Origin of the sequence: Bradyrhizobium sp. (assembly GCF_047605465.1) — a bacterium.
Taxonomy (GTDB): Bacteria; Pseudomonadota; Alphaproteobacteria; order Rhizobiales; family Xanthobacteraceae; genus Bradyrhizobium.
The window spans coordinates 70,315-85,163 of sequence record NZ_JASGFS010000023.1 but is presented as its reverse complement, the minus strand read 5'-3'; the positions used below and the strand labels follow the sequence as shown (position 1 = coordinate 85,163).

Annotated in this window: 13 protein-coding genes; 9 read left to right on the top strand and 4 right to left on the bottom strand. The window is 63.2% G+C overall.

Going from position 1 to position 14,849, the window contains the following annotated elements; all coding sequences use genetic code 11:
• The first annotated feature begins 501 nt into the window (after window positions 1-501).
• Window positions 502-1,209 (top strand): FadR/GntR family transcriptional regulator, encoded by a 708-nt coding sequence (locus QM712_RS19070; protein WP_415024681.1) that lies wholly within the window; start codon window positions 502-504, stop codon window positions 1,207-1,209.
• A 30-nt stretch (window positions 1,210-1,239) separates the two neighbouring features.
• Here QM712_RS19070 and QM712_RS19065 read toward each other — a convergent pair whose 3' ends face one another.
• From QM712_RS19065 to QM712_RS19050, 4 genes are all read right to left on the bottom strand, one after another.
• The gene (locus QM712_RS19065; protein WP_415024680.1) at window positions 1,240-2,070 is read right to left on the bottom strand and encodes a carbohydrate ABC transporter permease; all 831 of its coding nucleotides are present in this window, start codon (window positions 2,068-2,070) and stop codon (window positions 1,240-1,242) included.
• The gene (locus QM712_RS19060) at window positions 2,067-2,957 is read right to left on the bottom strand and encodes a carbohydrate ABC transporter permease (protein WP_415024679.1); all 891 of its coding nucleotides are present in this window, start codon (window positions 2,955-2,957) and stop codon (window positions 2,067-2,069) included. The genes QM712_RS19065 and QM712_RS19060 overlap by 4 nt, the downstream gene beginning before the upstream one ends.
• Window positions 2,958-2,986: 29 nt before the next feature.
• Window positions 2,987-4,264, bottom strand: a complete 1,278-nt coding sequence (locus tag QM712_RS19055) for an ABC transporter substrate-binding protein (protein WP_415024678.1) — start codon at window positions 4,262-4,264, stop codon at window positions 2,987-2,989.
• Between the two features lie 113 nt (window positions 4,265-4,377).
• Window positions 4,378-5,439, bottom strand: a complete 1,062-nt coding sequence (locus QM712_RS19050; protein WP_415024677.1) for an ABC transporter ATP-binding protein — start codon at window positions 5,437-5,439, stop codon at window positions 4,378-4,380.
• Window positions 5,440-5,825: 386 nt separating this feature from the next.
• On the opposite strand from QM712_RS19050, the gene QM712_RS19045 reads away from it, so the two are divergent.
• The 8 genes from QM712_RS19045 to QM712_RS19010 all read left to right on the top strand — a co-directional run bounded on the left by QM712_RS19045 (window position 5,826) and on the right by QM712_RS19010 (window position 14,839).
• On the top strand, window positions 5,826-7,139 hold the full coding sequence (locus QM712_RS19045) for an ABC transporter substrate-binding protein (RefSeq protein WP_415024676.1): 1,314 nt from the start codon (window positions 5,826-5,828) through the stop codon (window positions 7,137-7,139).
• A gap of 21 nt (window positions 7,140-7,160) precedes the next feature.
• Window positions 7,161-8,084, top strand: a complete 924-nt coding sequence (locus QM712_RS19040; RefSeq protein WP_415024675.1) for a carbohydrate ABC transporter permease — start codon at window positions 7,161-7,163, stop codon at window positions 8,082-8,084.
• 7 nt (window positions 8,085-8,091) lie between these two features.
• On the top strand, window positions 8,092-8,913 hold the full coding sequence (locus tag QM712_RS19035; RefSeq protein ID WP_415024674.1) for a carbohydrate ABC transporter permease: 822 nt from the start codon (window positions 8,092-8,094) through the stop codon (window positions 8,911-8,913).
• A 77-nt stretch (window positions 8,914-8,990) separates the two neighbouring features.
• Window positions 8,991-9,632 carry a cupin domain-containing protein gene (locus QM712_RS19030; RefSeq protein ID WP_415024673.1) on the top strand — a complete coding sequence of 214 codons (642 nt, stop codon included), beginning with the start codon at window positions 8,991-8,993 and terminating at the stop codon, window positions 9,630-9,632.
• Between the two features lie 116 nt (window positions 9,633-9,748).
• A complete protein-coding gene (locus QM712_RS19025; RefSeq protein WP_415024672.1) occupies window positions 9,749-11,359 on the top strand; it encodes a GMC family oxidoreductase in 1,611 nt (536 codons plus the stop codon).
• A gap of 268 nt (window positions 11,360-11,627) precedes the next feature.
• Window positions 11,628-12,533 carry a sugar phosphate isomerase/epimerase family protein gene (locus tag QM712_RS19020; RefSeq protein ID WP_415024671.1) on the top strand — a complete coding sequence of 302 codons (906 nt, stop codon included), beginning with the start codon at window positions 11,628-11,630 and terminating at the stop codon, window positions 12,531-12,533.
• Between the two features lie 204 nt (window positions 12,534-12,737).
• Entirely contained in the window at window positions 12,738-13,982 is a 1,245-nt protein-coding gene (locus QM712_RS19015; protein ID WP_415024670.1) for a Tm-1-like ATP-binding domain-containing protein, read from the top strand.
• Window positions 13,979-14,839 (top strand): phosphoenolpyruvate hydrolase family protein, encoded by an 861-nt coding sequence (locus tag QM712_RS19010; RefSeq protein WP_415024669.1) that lies wholly within the window; start codon window positions 13,979-13,981, stop codon window positions 14,837-14,839. The genes QM712_RS19015 and QM712_RS19010 overlap by 4 nt, the downstream gene beginning before the upstream one ends.
• Window positions 14,840-14,849: the final 10 nt, after the last annotated feature.

Sequence of the window (14,849 nt, the reverse complement as noted above, 5' to 3'; positions counted from 1 at the left end):
CGAGAGGGTGGCGAGACGAACAAAGCTCGGGCGAACACGCCGCGAGATCGCGAAGGCGCGTCCATTGTTTGATACGCGATCATCGCGGATCAGGTGCTCCGTCGAAGCATGCGCGCCATGAAGCGGGCGCCGGCACCGCGGCCTCGTACCAGGCTCAAGTTCCTGCCGGCATGATCGATGACGGGCAGCGCGGCCCGGAACGGCGCAACGACCGCATGGTCTCCGGAACGGTCGCCGATGATGTGCACAACGCCATCCGGTCCGGTTGCGAGGTTGTCCTTGCGCTAGCCTCACTTGTAAGAATTGTTGTATTGTTGCTGCGGGCGATATACCAAATTCCATTGCAGGGCAGTTGCAGTGTGCTCCGCCCGAATGGTCGGCTCGGATGGCCACCAAAGGTCGGTTCTCGGTGCCGGCACGAAGCGCCCTGCATACTGCACGATGAAAGATCCGGCTGGCCGCCGGTGCGGGAGCATCTCGATGGGTTCGCGACGCGTCAAAATGAGTGACGTCCTCTACGGCGATATCCTCAAGCAGATCAGCACCGGTGGGTTCGGCGCAGGCGAACGCCTTCCTTCGGAGAAGGAATTCGGAGAGCGCTTCGGTGTGTCCCGTCCGATCGTTCGCGAAGCGCTCGAACGGTTGCGGGTCGATGGGGTCATTCGATCGCGCCAGGGCGCGGGCAGCTTCGTTTCCGATGGCGTTCCGCATGTCGAGGCCGCCGAGGTTCCGGTCATGGTGAGCGCCGACGAGGCGCCTCCGCAGATCAACAGCATCGTCGCGATCCAGAAATTCTACACCTACAGGATCTCGCTCGAGGGTGAGCTGGCATTCGCCGCGGCGCAGAGCCGGCTGCCGGCCGACATCCAGCGGATCGGTGGCCTGCTGCAGACCATCAAGTCCAGCGCCTCCGTCAGTTCGCAGGGGATCGAGGAAGATCTCGAATATCACGAGGCCATCGCCCAGGCGACGCATAACGACTTCTTCATCGCGGCGTGGGGCGCCGCGCGCGCGCACATCCGCTTCCTGATCGAGCTTGCCCGCAATCTGTCGACGTTGCACTCACCCAATCACTCTGCCGTCGTGCGCTCCAGCCACGAGCCGATCTTCGAGTGCATTCGCGACGGTGATGCCGACGGGGCGCGCGCCCGCATGCGCGAGCACATCACGCGCTCGCAGGAGCGCGTTTTTCTTGGCAAGTGGACGTGATCCTCGCCGGCCCGTGACAGTCGGGTCAGGTCAGTCCTTGCTGCCCGTGCTGGCGAACGAGGCGATGAAGTAGCGCTGGAACACCAGCAGGACGCCCATCGGCAACAGTGCCGTGAACACCGCGCCGCCGAACATCTGGCCATAGTCCACGTCGTATTGTCCGGCAAAGCTCGCGATCGCGACCGATGCGACGTGATAGTCGGGATTCGGCGCGATCAGCAGCGGCCACAGGTAAGCCTGCCACTGGAACACGAACAGGATAAGGCCCGCACCGATCAAGGCGGGCTTCGAGAGCGGCAGGTAGATCTTGGTGAAGATCCGGGGCCAGCCGAGCCCGTCCACCATTGCGGCTTCCGCGAGCTCGCGCGGAATGCCGAGAAAGAATTGCCGCAGCAGGAACACGGCGAGGCCATTGCCGATGCCGGGCAGGATCAAGCCCGCGTAGCTGTTCTGCAGATCGAGGTCGCGAAACACCTGGGACAGCGGAACGGCAATGGAATCGAACGGGATCAGGAAGGAGACGATCATCGCGGTGAACACCACGCTGCGTCCGCGGTAGTTCAGCGCGGCCAGCGCGAATGCCGCCATCGAGCAGATGACGAGGCCGATGGCGACGGTCAGCGCGGTCACCAGCGCGGAGTTGAACATGGCGCGGGCAAACGGGCCGCTCCACAGCGCGATGATGTTGTCGAAGGTGATCTCCGCCGGCACCAGCGTGCGGATGCTCAGCGGCGACAGGTAGCGGAAGATCTCCGCGCTCGGGCGCAGGGCGCTGACGGCCGCCCAGATCAACGGGAGCATGGCCGCGGCCGACGCCGCCACGGCGATCGCCAGCGGGCCGGGGTGATAGTTCTGCTTCATTCCGACTTCGCTCCCGTCATCATGCGGAACTGGATCGCGACGATGATCACGACGATGGCGACCAGGATGCCGGTCTCGGCCGCGGCGCCGCGCATGTCGCCGGACAGGAAGCCGCGGGTGTAGATGTCGTTCATGATCAGGTTGGTGGAGCCCTGCGGCCCGCCCTTGGTCAGGATCTGCACCGGTGCGAACACCAGGAAGTTCGCCACGGTGTCGGCGACCAGCACGAAGGTGAGCGGCCGACGAAGCTGCGGCAGGGTGATGAAGCGGAATTGCTGCCAGCTGTTCGCGCCGTCGATCACCGCGGCCTCGTATAGCGCGGCTGGGATTTCCTTGAGCCCCGCGAGCAGGAACGTCGTCCAGTAGCCGACCCCGATCCAGCTGACGATCAGGATGATGGTATAGAGCGCCTGCTCCGGTGTGGTGAGAAAGCCCTGGGCCGGCAGGCCGATGGTCGCGAGCAACGCGTTGGCGGGGCCGTCGGGGCGGAACACCACGCCCATGATGATCGCGGAGACGCTCTGCGGCACGGCGACCGGCAGCAGGACGAGCGTCCGCCACAATGGGCCTGCCGGCAGCGCGCGATTGAGCACCAGCGCGAGGCCGAGCGCACAGGCGATCTGGAAGGGATTGACGATGAGCGAGAACAGCAGCGTTGCCGACAGCGCATCATGGAATGACGGATCGGAGAAGAGGAACGTGTAGTTATCGAGGCCGAACCGCCCCGCCGCGCCGACGTGGAACGATTGCCACAGCGCAAGGCCCGTCGGCCAGATGCGCAGCACCAGCACGGCCACGATGGCGGGCGCGAGAAAAAGGGCCGCGACCGCACCCTCGCTGAGGGTGCGGCGCGACCTGGGAGCCGAGGCGGCTTTGGGAGCTGTCATAGAACCGTCGGAAGAGGTGAGCGCGGTCATCATTCGAGCCGGGAGAACGCCGCGCTGAGCGCCGCCTGGGTGCGATCGAGTGAGGATTTCGCTTCCGCGCCGTTGCGGATGTCGCTGTACATGCGGTTCATGATCTCCTCGAACACCACGTAGCCGATCGTGCGCGGCCGGCTGACGGTGGTGTTGGCGAGTTCATGGCTGATGATCTTGGCGAACGCGGCGGTGTTGCCGCCGCCCGCTTCGGACTCGCGCTTCAGGTAGGCCTCGAACGCGACCTTGTTGACCGGCGGCTGCGGCGCGATCGTGCTGGCGAGCAGTGCGCCATTGCCGTCGAGGGTCAGGAATTTCGCGAACTTCAGTGCAGCGTCCTTGCGCGCGCTCTTCGGATTGACGCCGATGGTCCAGGACCCCGTCGGTGTCACCGGCTTGCCGCCCGCGAAATACGGCATGGGCGCGATGCCGAAGTTCAGCTCCTTGGCGAGGCGGAACACGCGCGCATGCCAGACGCCGGCCACCATGTAGGCGACCTGGCCAGAGGAGAACAGGGCCGGCATCTGCTCGTAGGCGACGCCGCGCGGCGCCAGTGCGCTGGCGTAGAGATCGCGATACCATTCCGTGGTATTGACCCAACCGGCGGACGTCAGCGCCGGCGTCAGCAATCCGTCGCCGGTGAGGCCGGGACCGAAGCCCTGGGATTCATACAGCGGCTGCAGTTCGTAATAGCGGTCGTTCTGGTCGAACGCGAAGCCCCATTTGGCGCCGGCCTTCTGCGCCGTGCGGGCGTGGGTCAGCAGGTCCTCCCAGGTCAGGCGCCTGGCGGGATCGGAGTCCGGCGCGGGCAGATCGGCCTTCTTCAGCAGGTCGTTGTTGAAGAACAGGAACTGCGACGTGGTCCAGAACGGGAAGCTCCACAGCTTGTCCTTGAACGAGGAGCCGGCGAGCGCCGCCGGCGCGACGGCCGCCTCGATCTCGCCGCGCATCGCCGTGAGGTCGGACAGGAAGCCTTTCTGGGCGTAGGCGGGCACGCGCGGCTCGTCGACCGTGAAGACATCGACGCTGGTATCGCCGGCGCCGAGGCGCGCCTGGATCTGCGCGTTGAGCTGGTCGAACGGGACGTTCTGCGCCTGCACCTTGATGCCGGGATTGGCGGCTTCGAACGCCGCGATCACGGCATCGAATGCGCCGGCCTTCTGCGACGACAGGAAGCCGATGCGGGCCTCCTGCGCGTGGGCGAAGCGCCCGATCATTGGAGTGGCGAGCAGGCCCGTGCCGAGCGCCACTGCCTGACGACGCGTGATCTTGACCATGGAAATCCCTTCCCTTCGTTTCCCAATGTCCTGCCTCCCGTTCACGAGCCTCGGCAGGACGTTTATTGACGTGTCGGCTTCGAGGCGTTGGCGGACGTCAAGCCGTCGAGATGTCAGGCGGCGCGCAGGCTGCGGCCGGTGTCGGCGTCGAACAATTGTGCGACGTCGGGACGTGGTGCGATGTGGATGGTGTCGCCCGGCCGCGCGCCGATCCTCTCGCGGAACACGCAGACCACGGGCACGTTGCCGAGATTGGCCATGACGTGGGTCTCCGAGCCGGTCGGCTCGACGACGGTCACGCGTGCAGGCAATCCCTGATCGGAGATCATGAAATGCTCGGGACGTGCGCCGTAGATCGCGTTGCGGCCGTCCGCGTTCGGCGGCAGCTCGCTGATCGGCAGTCGGAAGCCGTCGCTGGACTCGAACGCGCCGTCGCGAACCTTCCCCTTGATCTGATTCATGGCCGGCGAGCCGATGAAGCCCGCGACGAACAGGTTGGCGGGGCGATCGTAGAGCTCGAGCGGCGAGCCGATCTGTTCGACGACGCCGTCACGCATCACCACGATCTTGTCGGCCATGGTCATGGCTTCGATCTGGTCGTGCGTGACGTAGACGGTCGTGGTGCGCAGCTTCTGATGCAGCGCCTTGATCTCGGCGCGCATGGCGACGCGGAGTTTCGCATCGAGGTTGGACAGCGGCTCGTCGAACAGGAAAACCTGGGGTGCGCGGACGATGGCGCGACCCATGGCGACGCGCTGGCGCTGGCCGCCCGAGAGCTGCCGCGGGTAGCGCGCCAGCAGGTGGGTCAGTCCGAGGACGCCTGCCGCGCGGGTGACGCCGTCTTCGATCTGCGCCTTCGGCATCCCCCGCAGCCGCAGCGAGAATCCCATGTTGTCGGCCACCGTCATGTGCGGATAGAGCGCGTAGTTCTGGAACACCATCGCGATGTCGCGGTCTTTCGGCGCCAGGTCATTCACAACCTTGCTCCCGATCCGAAGTTCGCCGCCGGAAATGCCTTCGAGGCCGGCGAGCATGCGGAGCAAGGTCGATTTCCCGCAGCCGGAAGGGCCAACGAGCACCACGAACTCGCCGTCGGCAATGTCGATATCGATACCCTTGACGACCTCGACATTGGCAAAGCGTTTCCGCAAGCCCTTGATGGTGACCGATGCCATTCGTTTCCTCTGATCGTGCTGTTGAGTTTGATCGGGGCCGATCGTCATCGCGATGACAGCTGGCTGGCTCAGCGTGACAAGTTCGGCGAGTTGTTATTGTAGATATACAAATTCTTGTGCCAGTCCGACCAACATGTCAATATTTTCTCGCGGCGGCAGGCGCCTGTGCAGTGCTGAAAACAGGCAAGGATGAGAATTATTATAATTATATCAATATATTGATGGCGAAAAAGATTCGCGGTAAATGGCCGTTCCGTCATTTACATGTTAATTGACATCTTGTGTGGTCAGGCATTAGTCAAGGCGAGCGCCAGAAGGGCGACCTTGAGAAGGGATCGCTCGGCCGTGTCGAAAAGGCTGGCGAAAGGGCAAAGGGAGGACAACAGGTGACAGGAATTACACGGCGGACATTTCATCGTGGGTTGCTCGGAGCTTCCGCCGCGACTGCCTTCGGTCGGGCGGCGTGGGCGCAGTCCGAGCTTGCAGCCGTCACGCGATCCCTTCCGAAGACGTATTCGGGATCGACTGTCCGTATTCTGTTCGGCACCGGCACGACCTGGGACATTCTCGCGGCGGCCTCGAAGGAGTTCTCGGAGGCGACCGGTATCAAGCTCGATTTCACGTTCGGGCAGTACATGGACCGCTACACCAAGATGCTGCTGGATGTGACGACGGGCACGAATTCCTTCGACATCTATCCGGTCGCCTATCAATGGAAGTACGATGTCGCCCAATATCTCGTCGACCTGACCAAGATCGACTCCGAGGTCGAGGGCGCTCCTCCGCTTGACATCGACGACTACGCCTCGCGTCCGCTCGACATCTACGGCCGGGTCGATGGCCGTCTGATCGCTCTGCCTGTTCTCGGCGATGCGACCTTCGTTCTCTGGAACAAGAATCGATACAAGGAAGCCGGCCTCGATCCGGAAAAGGCGCCGACGAGCTGGGAAGAAATCGCAGCCAACGGCGGCAAGCTCGGCGGCAACAATCGTTACGGCTACGGCATGCCGGGCGGGAAGAACGTCCAGACCGCGACGGTCTGGATGCAGCAGTTCAACGGCCGCGGCGGCAAGTATTTCGACGACAAGGGCGTGCCGCAATTCAACAGCGAGGCCGGGATCGCGGCGCTCGAGTTCATGGTCAGCCAGTTGCAGCCGTTATCGCCGCCCGGCAATCTCTCCTGGGACATCTCGGAACTCGTCAACAGCTTCTCGACCGAGACGAGCGCACAGGCGCTGATGTGGCCCTCCGGCATGGGCCTGCTTGCCGATCCCAAGAAGTCGGCCGCTGCCGGCCATTTCGGCTGGACGGTGCCGCCGCAGGGTTCGCTGCTCGGCGGACACGGTTTGGGCATCAACGCGAAAGCCCGCAACATGAAGCCCGCAAAGCTGTTCCTGGCGTGGCTTACCTCAAAGGAAATCGTGCGCCGCACGACGCTGGCCGGTGGCGCGCCGGTGAGGATGTCGGCCCTCCGGGATCCCGAGCTGATTGCCCGTAATCCGCACTTTCCGGCGGTCGCGACCGCGCTGCAGGGGCCCGTCTTCTCCTTCGTTCCCCTCAAGGAGGCCGAGCAGGTCCATCGCATCATCTACGACGAGGTCAACGCAGCGCTGGCCAAGACGAAAACGGTCAAGGTCGCGATGAACGACATGCAGAACGGCGTCACCGATTTCGTGAAGCGGCGCGGCTATCTTCGCTGAGGTCGGGAAGACATGAACGTGATGAAGTCCATCGCCCCGGCCGTCGCGATCCCTGTCCGGGACGAGGTTGCTGCCGGGGCGCGGCGGGAGGCGCTCTACTTCCTGATGCCCGCCGTCGCCGTCGTGCTGGTGGTGTTCGTCGCGCCCATCGTCTATTCGCTCAAGGTGAGTTTCTTCGACTGGTCGCTGGTGACGCCGGGCAGCGAAGACATGTTCGTCGGCTTCGCGAATTACACGTGGCTGCTGTCGAACTCCAGCTTCCACAGCGCACTCCTGGTGACGCTGACCTACGCGTTGGTGTCGATCGCGATCGAGCTGCCGCTCGGTCTGGCACTCGCGTTGCTTCTCAACCAGTCGTTCTACCTTCGTCCGCTGTTTCGCGGCATCATGATCATCCCGATGGTTCTGACACCGTCGGTTCTCGGTATCTTCTGGAAACTGTTCTACGATCCCAGCGCCGGCCTTTTCAACTACGTGCTCGGCGCGCTCGGACTGCCGCGTATCGATTGGCTGGGGCTGGATCACGCCCTGATGTCGTGCATCATCCTCGACGTCTGGCAGATGACGCCGTTCTTCATGCTGGTCCTGCTCGCGGGACTGCAGTCGCGTGACCAGGAACTGATAGAGGCGGCGTCACTCGACGGTGCCGGCGCGGTGCAGCTTTTCCGCTATCTCACGATCCCGCATTTGCTCCCTTATATCCTGGTGGCGTGCTCGTTTCGTCTCATCGGAGCGCTGGCGGACTTCGACAAGATATTCCTGCTCACGGCCGGTGGCCCCGGCGAAGTCACCACGACATTAAGCGTGCTCGCCTACAAGCTCGGCTTTTCCGCATTCGACATCAGCCGCACGGCTTCGATCGCATGGGTCTATCTCGTCATCGTGCTGATCGTCTGCTCGCCGCTGATGTTCTACCTGCAGCGGCACGCCTTCAAGGCGCGATGAGGCAATGATGTCTGTGTCCGTTCACGTCCGCAAGAGCCTGCTGCTCGCACTCTGGATTGTCATCGCGTCGTTCTATCTGTTTCCCTACGTGTGGATGGTGCTCACCGGCTTCCGGCAGCCGATCGACACGATCTCGATGCCGCCGCGCTTCATCTTCGGTCCGACCCTCGACGGGTTTCGCGAGCTGTTCGCGACCAGCGAGTTTCAGTTCTTCCTCCTGAACAGCGTGATCGTGTCCTTTGCGAGCACCGCGCTCGTCATTGCCGTTGCCGCGCCCGCCGCCTACGCCCTGACGCAGCTTCCGATCAAGGGGCGGGCCTTTCTCATGCTGGTCATGGTCGCACGCATGGTTCCGGCCATCGTGATCGTGATTCCGGCCTATCTGATCGCGGTCAAGACAGGACAGCTCGACACCTATCAGGTGCTCGTCGTGTTCTATGTCGCCTTCAACCTGCCATTTGCCATCTGGTTGATGCGCAGCTTCTTCAGCGAGATTCACCCGGGCATTCGCGAGGCCGGTATCGTCGACGGCGCGACGGAATTCCAGGTGTTCTGGAAGATCCTGCTGCCGCTGACGTCGAGCGGAATCGTCGCCACGGCCGTGTTCGTCTTCATCGCCGCCTGGAACGAATTCCTTTTCGCGCTGGTGCTGACGAACTCGCACGCCGCGACCGCCCCGCTCGCCATGCTCGGGTTCCGGACGCAGTGGGGCGTGCTCTGGGGACAGATCGGCGCGGCAGCGGTTCTGGTCTCATCCCCGGTGCTCATCTTCACACTGTTCATGCAGCGCTATCTGCTGCGCGGTCTGACCATGGGCTCCGTCAAATGACGTCCTTCGGGTGGCGCAACGTTGTCTCCCGTTGAGTGACGTGGCGGCCGCCCGATTCGAAACGCGAGAGGATCACGATGTTCATTACCCGCCCCGGCGAAGCATTGCCCGATTGGTGCGAGGTGCGCCGTTTCGATCTGATCGAGGCGAGTGCGTTCTCCGACGTGACGTTCGAGGCCCGCGGGCCCAACGACGTGATCGTGGTGACCTACGGCACCGGCAAGCTCACTCTGTCGGATCGCATCATGGTGATCCGCGAATCCCAGTATCTCGTCTTGCCGCCGGGCGAGACAAAGTTCACGCTGTCTGGAACGAGCCGCCCAGTGCAGGCCATTCACTTCAGCGGGCAGTGGGGCGCCGACATCTACGGGTGCGGTACGTTTCCCGTGAGCCTCGACGTCCGGAGCCAGTTCGTCGGGGACAAGGTCACCTACCCGAAAGCGACGAGCTTCGACTCGCACTACCACGACTACGATGAATACTGGGTGATCGTGCAGGGCTCCGGCACGGTCGTCGTCGGCGAGCACAGTTACTTTGTCCGCCCCGGTGACTGCGTCCCGATCGGGGCTGGCTATCACCACGACTTTCCTCTCGTCGATGCCCCCGTGAAGGCGGCTTATCTCGAAGTGTCGGCGTGCGGACAGAAGCGGCTTGGACACCTCTGGAATCACACCCACGGTTCGGCGCAGCCGATTGCAGCCCGGGCGCCGACAGTCTAGTGGCGTCCATCAGTTCAACGCGGCCCGGAAAAGGCCAATGACTTGACCCAAGACCCAGCAAGCCGGGTCTGCGCGGCATCGTTCCGGCGATGTCCGTCAATCTGAGAGAAAAACCTATGTCGCGCTCTGAGGACGAATTCGACTTCATCATCGTCGGCGCCGGATCCGCCGGCTGCGTGCTGGCGAACCGGTTGAGCGCTGATGGCGTAACGCGCGTACTGCTGCTCGAAGCCGGCGGTCGCGATCGAAACCCGTGGATTCACATTCCGTCGGGATTCTACAAGATGCTGTTCGATCCAAAGCTGCATTGGGTCATGGAAACGGAGCCCGTGCCAGGTCTGAACGGTCGTCGAGCCTTCTGGCCGCACGGCAAGGTTCTGGGTGGAACGAGCTCGATCAACGGCTTGCTCTACATTCGGGGCCAGCGGGAGGACTTTGACGGCTGGCGGCAGAAGGGCAATGTCGGCTGGTCGTTCGACGACATCCTTCCCTACTTCAAGAAGGCGGAAGACCAGGAGCGAGGAGCCAGTGAGTTTCATGGCGTCGGGGGGCCGCTCAGCGTTTCCGAATGTCGCGACAATCATCCGCTTCACGACGCCCTCATCCAAGCAGCGCTGGAAGCCGGGTTTCCCGCAAATCCCGACTTCAACGGACCGACTCAGGAGGGAGTAGGTCGGTATCAGGTGACGATACGCGGTCGTCGGCGCTGCAGCGCGGCGCGTGCCTATCTGCGCCCCGCATTGAAGCGCAGCAACCTTCGGGTCGACACCAACTCGCTCGCTGCGAAGCTGCGCTTCGATGGTCAACGCGCCGTCGGCGTCGACTATTTGAAGGATGGCGAAATGAGAACGGCACGGGCACGGCGCGAGGTGATCGTCTCGTCCGGTGCCACCAATTCTCCCCAGCTCCTGCAGATCTCGGGGATCGGGCCGGCCGGGCTGCTGCAGGATATCGGCGTTCCCGTCGTGCACGCGTCGGAAGCCGTCGGGAACAATCTTCAGGATCACCTCGGCGTTCGCCTGATGTACCGTTGCAAGAACATCGTCACCTACAACGATATCGACCAGAGTCTGTTTCGACAGGTCGGTCAGGCGCTATCCTACGTATTCCGCAGGCAAGGGGCATTGATGACGGGGGCCGGGCCCGTGGGGCTGTTCACGTCGACGACTCCTGATCAGGCGTCGCCCGACGTGCAGTATCAGTTCCTTGCGGCAAGTGCTGCCAACATCGATCGCGTCACCCACGATTTTCCCGGCTGCATGGTGACCTGCAAGCCGTGCCGGCCGGAAAGCCGGGGATGGATCAGGGCGAAATCCAGCGATCCTCGCGCGCGTCCGTCCATACAGCCGAACTATCTTGCAACCGAGCGCGACCGCGATACGTTCGTCCACGGGCTGAGAATTGCCCGCAAGGTGTTCTCGATGCCCTCCGTCAGCCAATACATCGAGTCGGAGATATCTCCGCACCCGGACGCCAATACGGATGAGGCCATCCTCGAGTATGCGCGCTCAACCGCGTTCAGCACGTTCCATCCGACCAGCACTTGCATGATGTCGAACAGCGCCGAAGGCGTCGTCGATGATCAATTGAGGGTGCACGGCATCGGAAGTCTCCGGGTGGTGGACGCGTCGATCATGCCGGCCGTCATTTCCGGCAACACCAATGCTCCCGTCATTGCGATCGCCGAAAAGGCGGCGGATCTCATCCTGAAAGGTGCAAGGCCGTAGCGCAGCGAAAGTTGGCAAAGAAACAAGTTCCGAACATGTAAAGGCGCCATTGCCGCTGATTTTACTCGATAAAATCGATGTTTCTCGATGCCTTTACCCGGTTGTTCGGTTTTTGCGTCGAAGAAAAATTACAAGTTTGTTGACATCTTTTGCTGCGTGGCCTACTCGAAGAATGCGCCTTGCGAGCGGGCGCGCGACACACCGGCGGCGCTACGAACAGCGCGATCGAGACCGCGCGTCGCTCAGATTGGAAGTCTAGGAGAGCGACATGCGGCTCGGCTGCATTTTTCTTGCCCCTCAATCGCTGGCAGAGCTGGACGCCATGGCCGAGACGCTCGACGTCTATGGTCTTTCGGCGATCATCGCGCCCAAGACGTTCGGGGACTTCAGCGAGGATGAGGCGTTCGCTTTCGGCGAGCACGCCCGCGAGCTCGGTGTTGTCATCGGTGAGACCGGTCTGTGGGAAAACTTTCTCACCGACGACAAGGATTTGCGGGCGAACCGCATCGAGAGATTTCGCCGCCTGTTGCGTAATGCGGACATTGCCGGCGTACGTTCCGCCAACACCCTGGTCGGCACCAAGCACGCGTCGGATCGTCCGCTATTTCCGCACGCCTACAACTTCACCCGTGAGTGCCGCGCCGAATTCCGTGAGGTCGTGCTGCGCATCCTCGACGGCCTCGAGCTCAAGAACACCAAGTACGGTATCGAGCCCTGGTACACGACGTTCTTCTATCAGCCCGAGGACATCAAGGAGTTCATCGTCTCGGTTGGCCATCCACGTGTCGGCCTCCACATGGACCAGGGCAACATGATCTCGCATGCGTCCTTCTACGACACGACGGCGATGATCGAGAAGACTTTCGCCCTGTTGAAGGACGACGTCGTGTCCGTGCACATCAAGGATATCCAGTGGGAGGGCGCGCATTTCGGGCTGCGCTGGAACGAGGTGCCGCTCGGCGAGGGCACGATGGATATCGCAACCTATCTGCGCCACATCGCGAAGCTGGATGCCGATATGACCTGCTACCTCGAGCACTTTTATGAAGAGCGGGACTATGCGCTGAACTTCGCGCGGTTGCACCATATCGCGCGGGGCGAGGGATTGTCGTTCCTGCCACGTCAGCCGCTTGCCGGCGAACGTGTCGTCACGGGAAAATTCCCGAAAGCCTGACAGGTCCGTAAGGGACATCGAATTCACAGGCGGTGCAGAGCAGGTGCCCGCCTTGAGGAGGATAGAATGGATCTGCGACTTGGCATCGTCAGCTGCGGCCGGATCTCGAACGCGCGCGGCATCGCGGCCCGGCGCATCCGCAAGGGAACGGAGGCGGGCGTTGTCTGATCAAATCGTCGCCCGTCACATGCGGCGGAGGTCATGATGGCTGTGGCATCCAGGCCGACCGTGATCGTCGCTGCGACGCTCGATACCAAGAGCGCGGAAGTCGCATTCATCCGCGACGCGTTCGCGCAGCGCGGTATCCGCGTCACGGTGATCGATTGCGGCATCCTCGGCGAACCGACGATGGAGCCGACCATTTCACGCGCGGACGTAGCCCGGGCCGGCGGCGGCGACATCACGGCCATGCGGGCGGCGCGCGACCGCGCCAACGCCATTCCGCTGATGATCCGGGGCCTGGAAGCGATCCTGCGCGACCTGCGCGACAAGGGGCTGGTGGCCGGATATTTCGGCCTCGGCGGCGGCACCAACGCAGCGCTGGCGTCGGCGGCGTTCGCGCTGTTGCCGTTCGGTCTGCCGAAGATGCTGGTATCGACAGTTGCCTGCGGCAACACCCGGCCGTTCATCGGCATGAAGGACGTGATGCTGATGCATTCCGTCGTCGATATCCTTGGCCTCAATGGCTTCCTCGAAGACGTGCTGACGCGCTCGGTCACGGCGTTCTGCGCGCTGCTCGGGGCCCCGCCGGTCGCGCCGACGCTGACGCGGCGTACCTGCATCGGGATGACTACATTCGGATCGACGACCGAAGGCGCGATGATCGCCCATGAGCGGATGGTTCGCGATCATGACGTCCTGTCGTTCCATGCCCGAGGCGTCGGCGGCGAGGCGATGGAAGCGTTCATTCGCGAAGGGCGCATTCAAGCCGTTCTCGACCTGACAACCACCGAGGTTGCCGACGAACTCGTCGGCGGGATCTGTAGCGCGGGCCCGGATCGCCTGTCGGCGGCGGCCGAGCGCGGAGTGCCGCAAGTGGTGCTGCCGGGCGCGATCGACATGGTGAATTTCGGGCCGCCGGCGACCGTCCCAGAGAAATTCAAGGGACGCCTGTTCACGTCGCACACGCCGCACGCCACGCTGATGCGTACGACGCGCGAGGAGAACGTGGCGATTGCCGAATTCATCGCGGACAAGCTGAACGCCGCACGCGGGCCTGTCGCCGTCGTGCTGCCGATGCGGGGCTTCTCCGCCTACGACATCGCCGGCGGACCGTTCTTCGATCCGCGGGCCGACGAGGCCTTCTGCACGACGCTGGAAAGCAAGCTCGTTCCATCCGTAAGCGTCGAGCGAATAGACGCACACATCAACGACGCGGCGGTGATCAATCGCGCCACCGCGCTGCTGACCGACATGATCTCACGTTCGAACCATTCCGAGGCACCATGAGCCGCAGATTCAAAAGAGCCGAAGTTCTCGCCCGCCTGTCGTCGCAGATTGCTGCGAAGCAATCGCTTCTCGTCGTCGGAGCCGGGAACGGCCTTGTCGCACGCTGCGCCGAGGATGCCGGCGCGGACCTGATCGTGGTCTACAACTCCGGCTATTTCCGCCTCAACGGCCATCCGAGCATGCTGGGCAATCTGCCGATCGGCAACGCCAACGAAATCATGCTGGAGCTGGGAGGCCGCTCGGTCATTCCGGTCACGCGCGACGTTCCGGTCATCGGGGGCGTCTACGGTGTCGATCCGACGCGCGATATGGGCCTGCTGTTCGAGGACATGCGGCGTGCGGGCTTCTCCGGCGTCATCAATTTCCCGACGGTCGGCCGGATCGACGGCCAGTACCGGCTCGATCTCGAGGCGACCGGCCTCGGCTTCGGCCGGGAGGTCGAGATGGTGCGCCGGGCGCGCGCCGACGACATGTTGACGATGTCCTATGTCTACAAGCCGGAAGATGCGCTTCGGATGGTGGATGCCGGCTGCGACATCATCGTCGGTCATTGTGGTCTGACGGCGGGCGGAGACGTCGGGTCGACCAACGCGATGGCGCTCGAAAAAGCATTCGACGTTCTCAACGGGATCTTCGACGCGGTACGCAAGGTTGCGCCCGAGGTGATCCTGCTGTCGCACGGCGGTCCGCTGTCCAGCATCGCCGATGCCGAGCTTGCCAACGTTCGAACCGGCGCGGTCGGCTTCGTCGCCGCCTCGAGCATCGAGCGAATCCCGATCGAGCAGGCGCTCAAGGATGCCTGCCGCGGCTTCAAGGGCATCAAGGTCGGCGAGGCGCGCGCGCATTCGCGCGTCTGAGCGGCGCGCT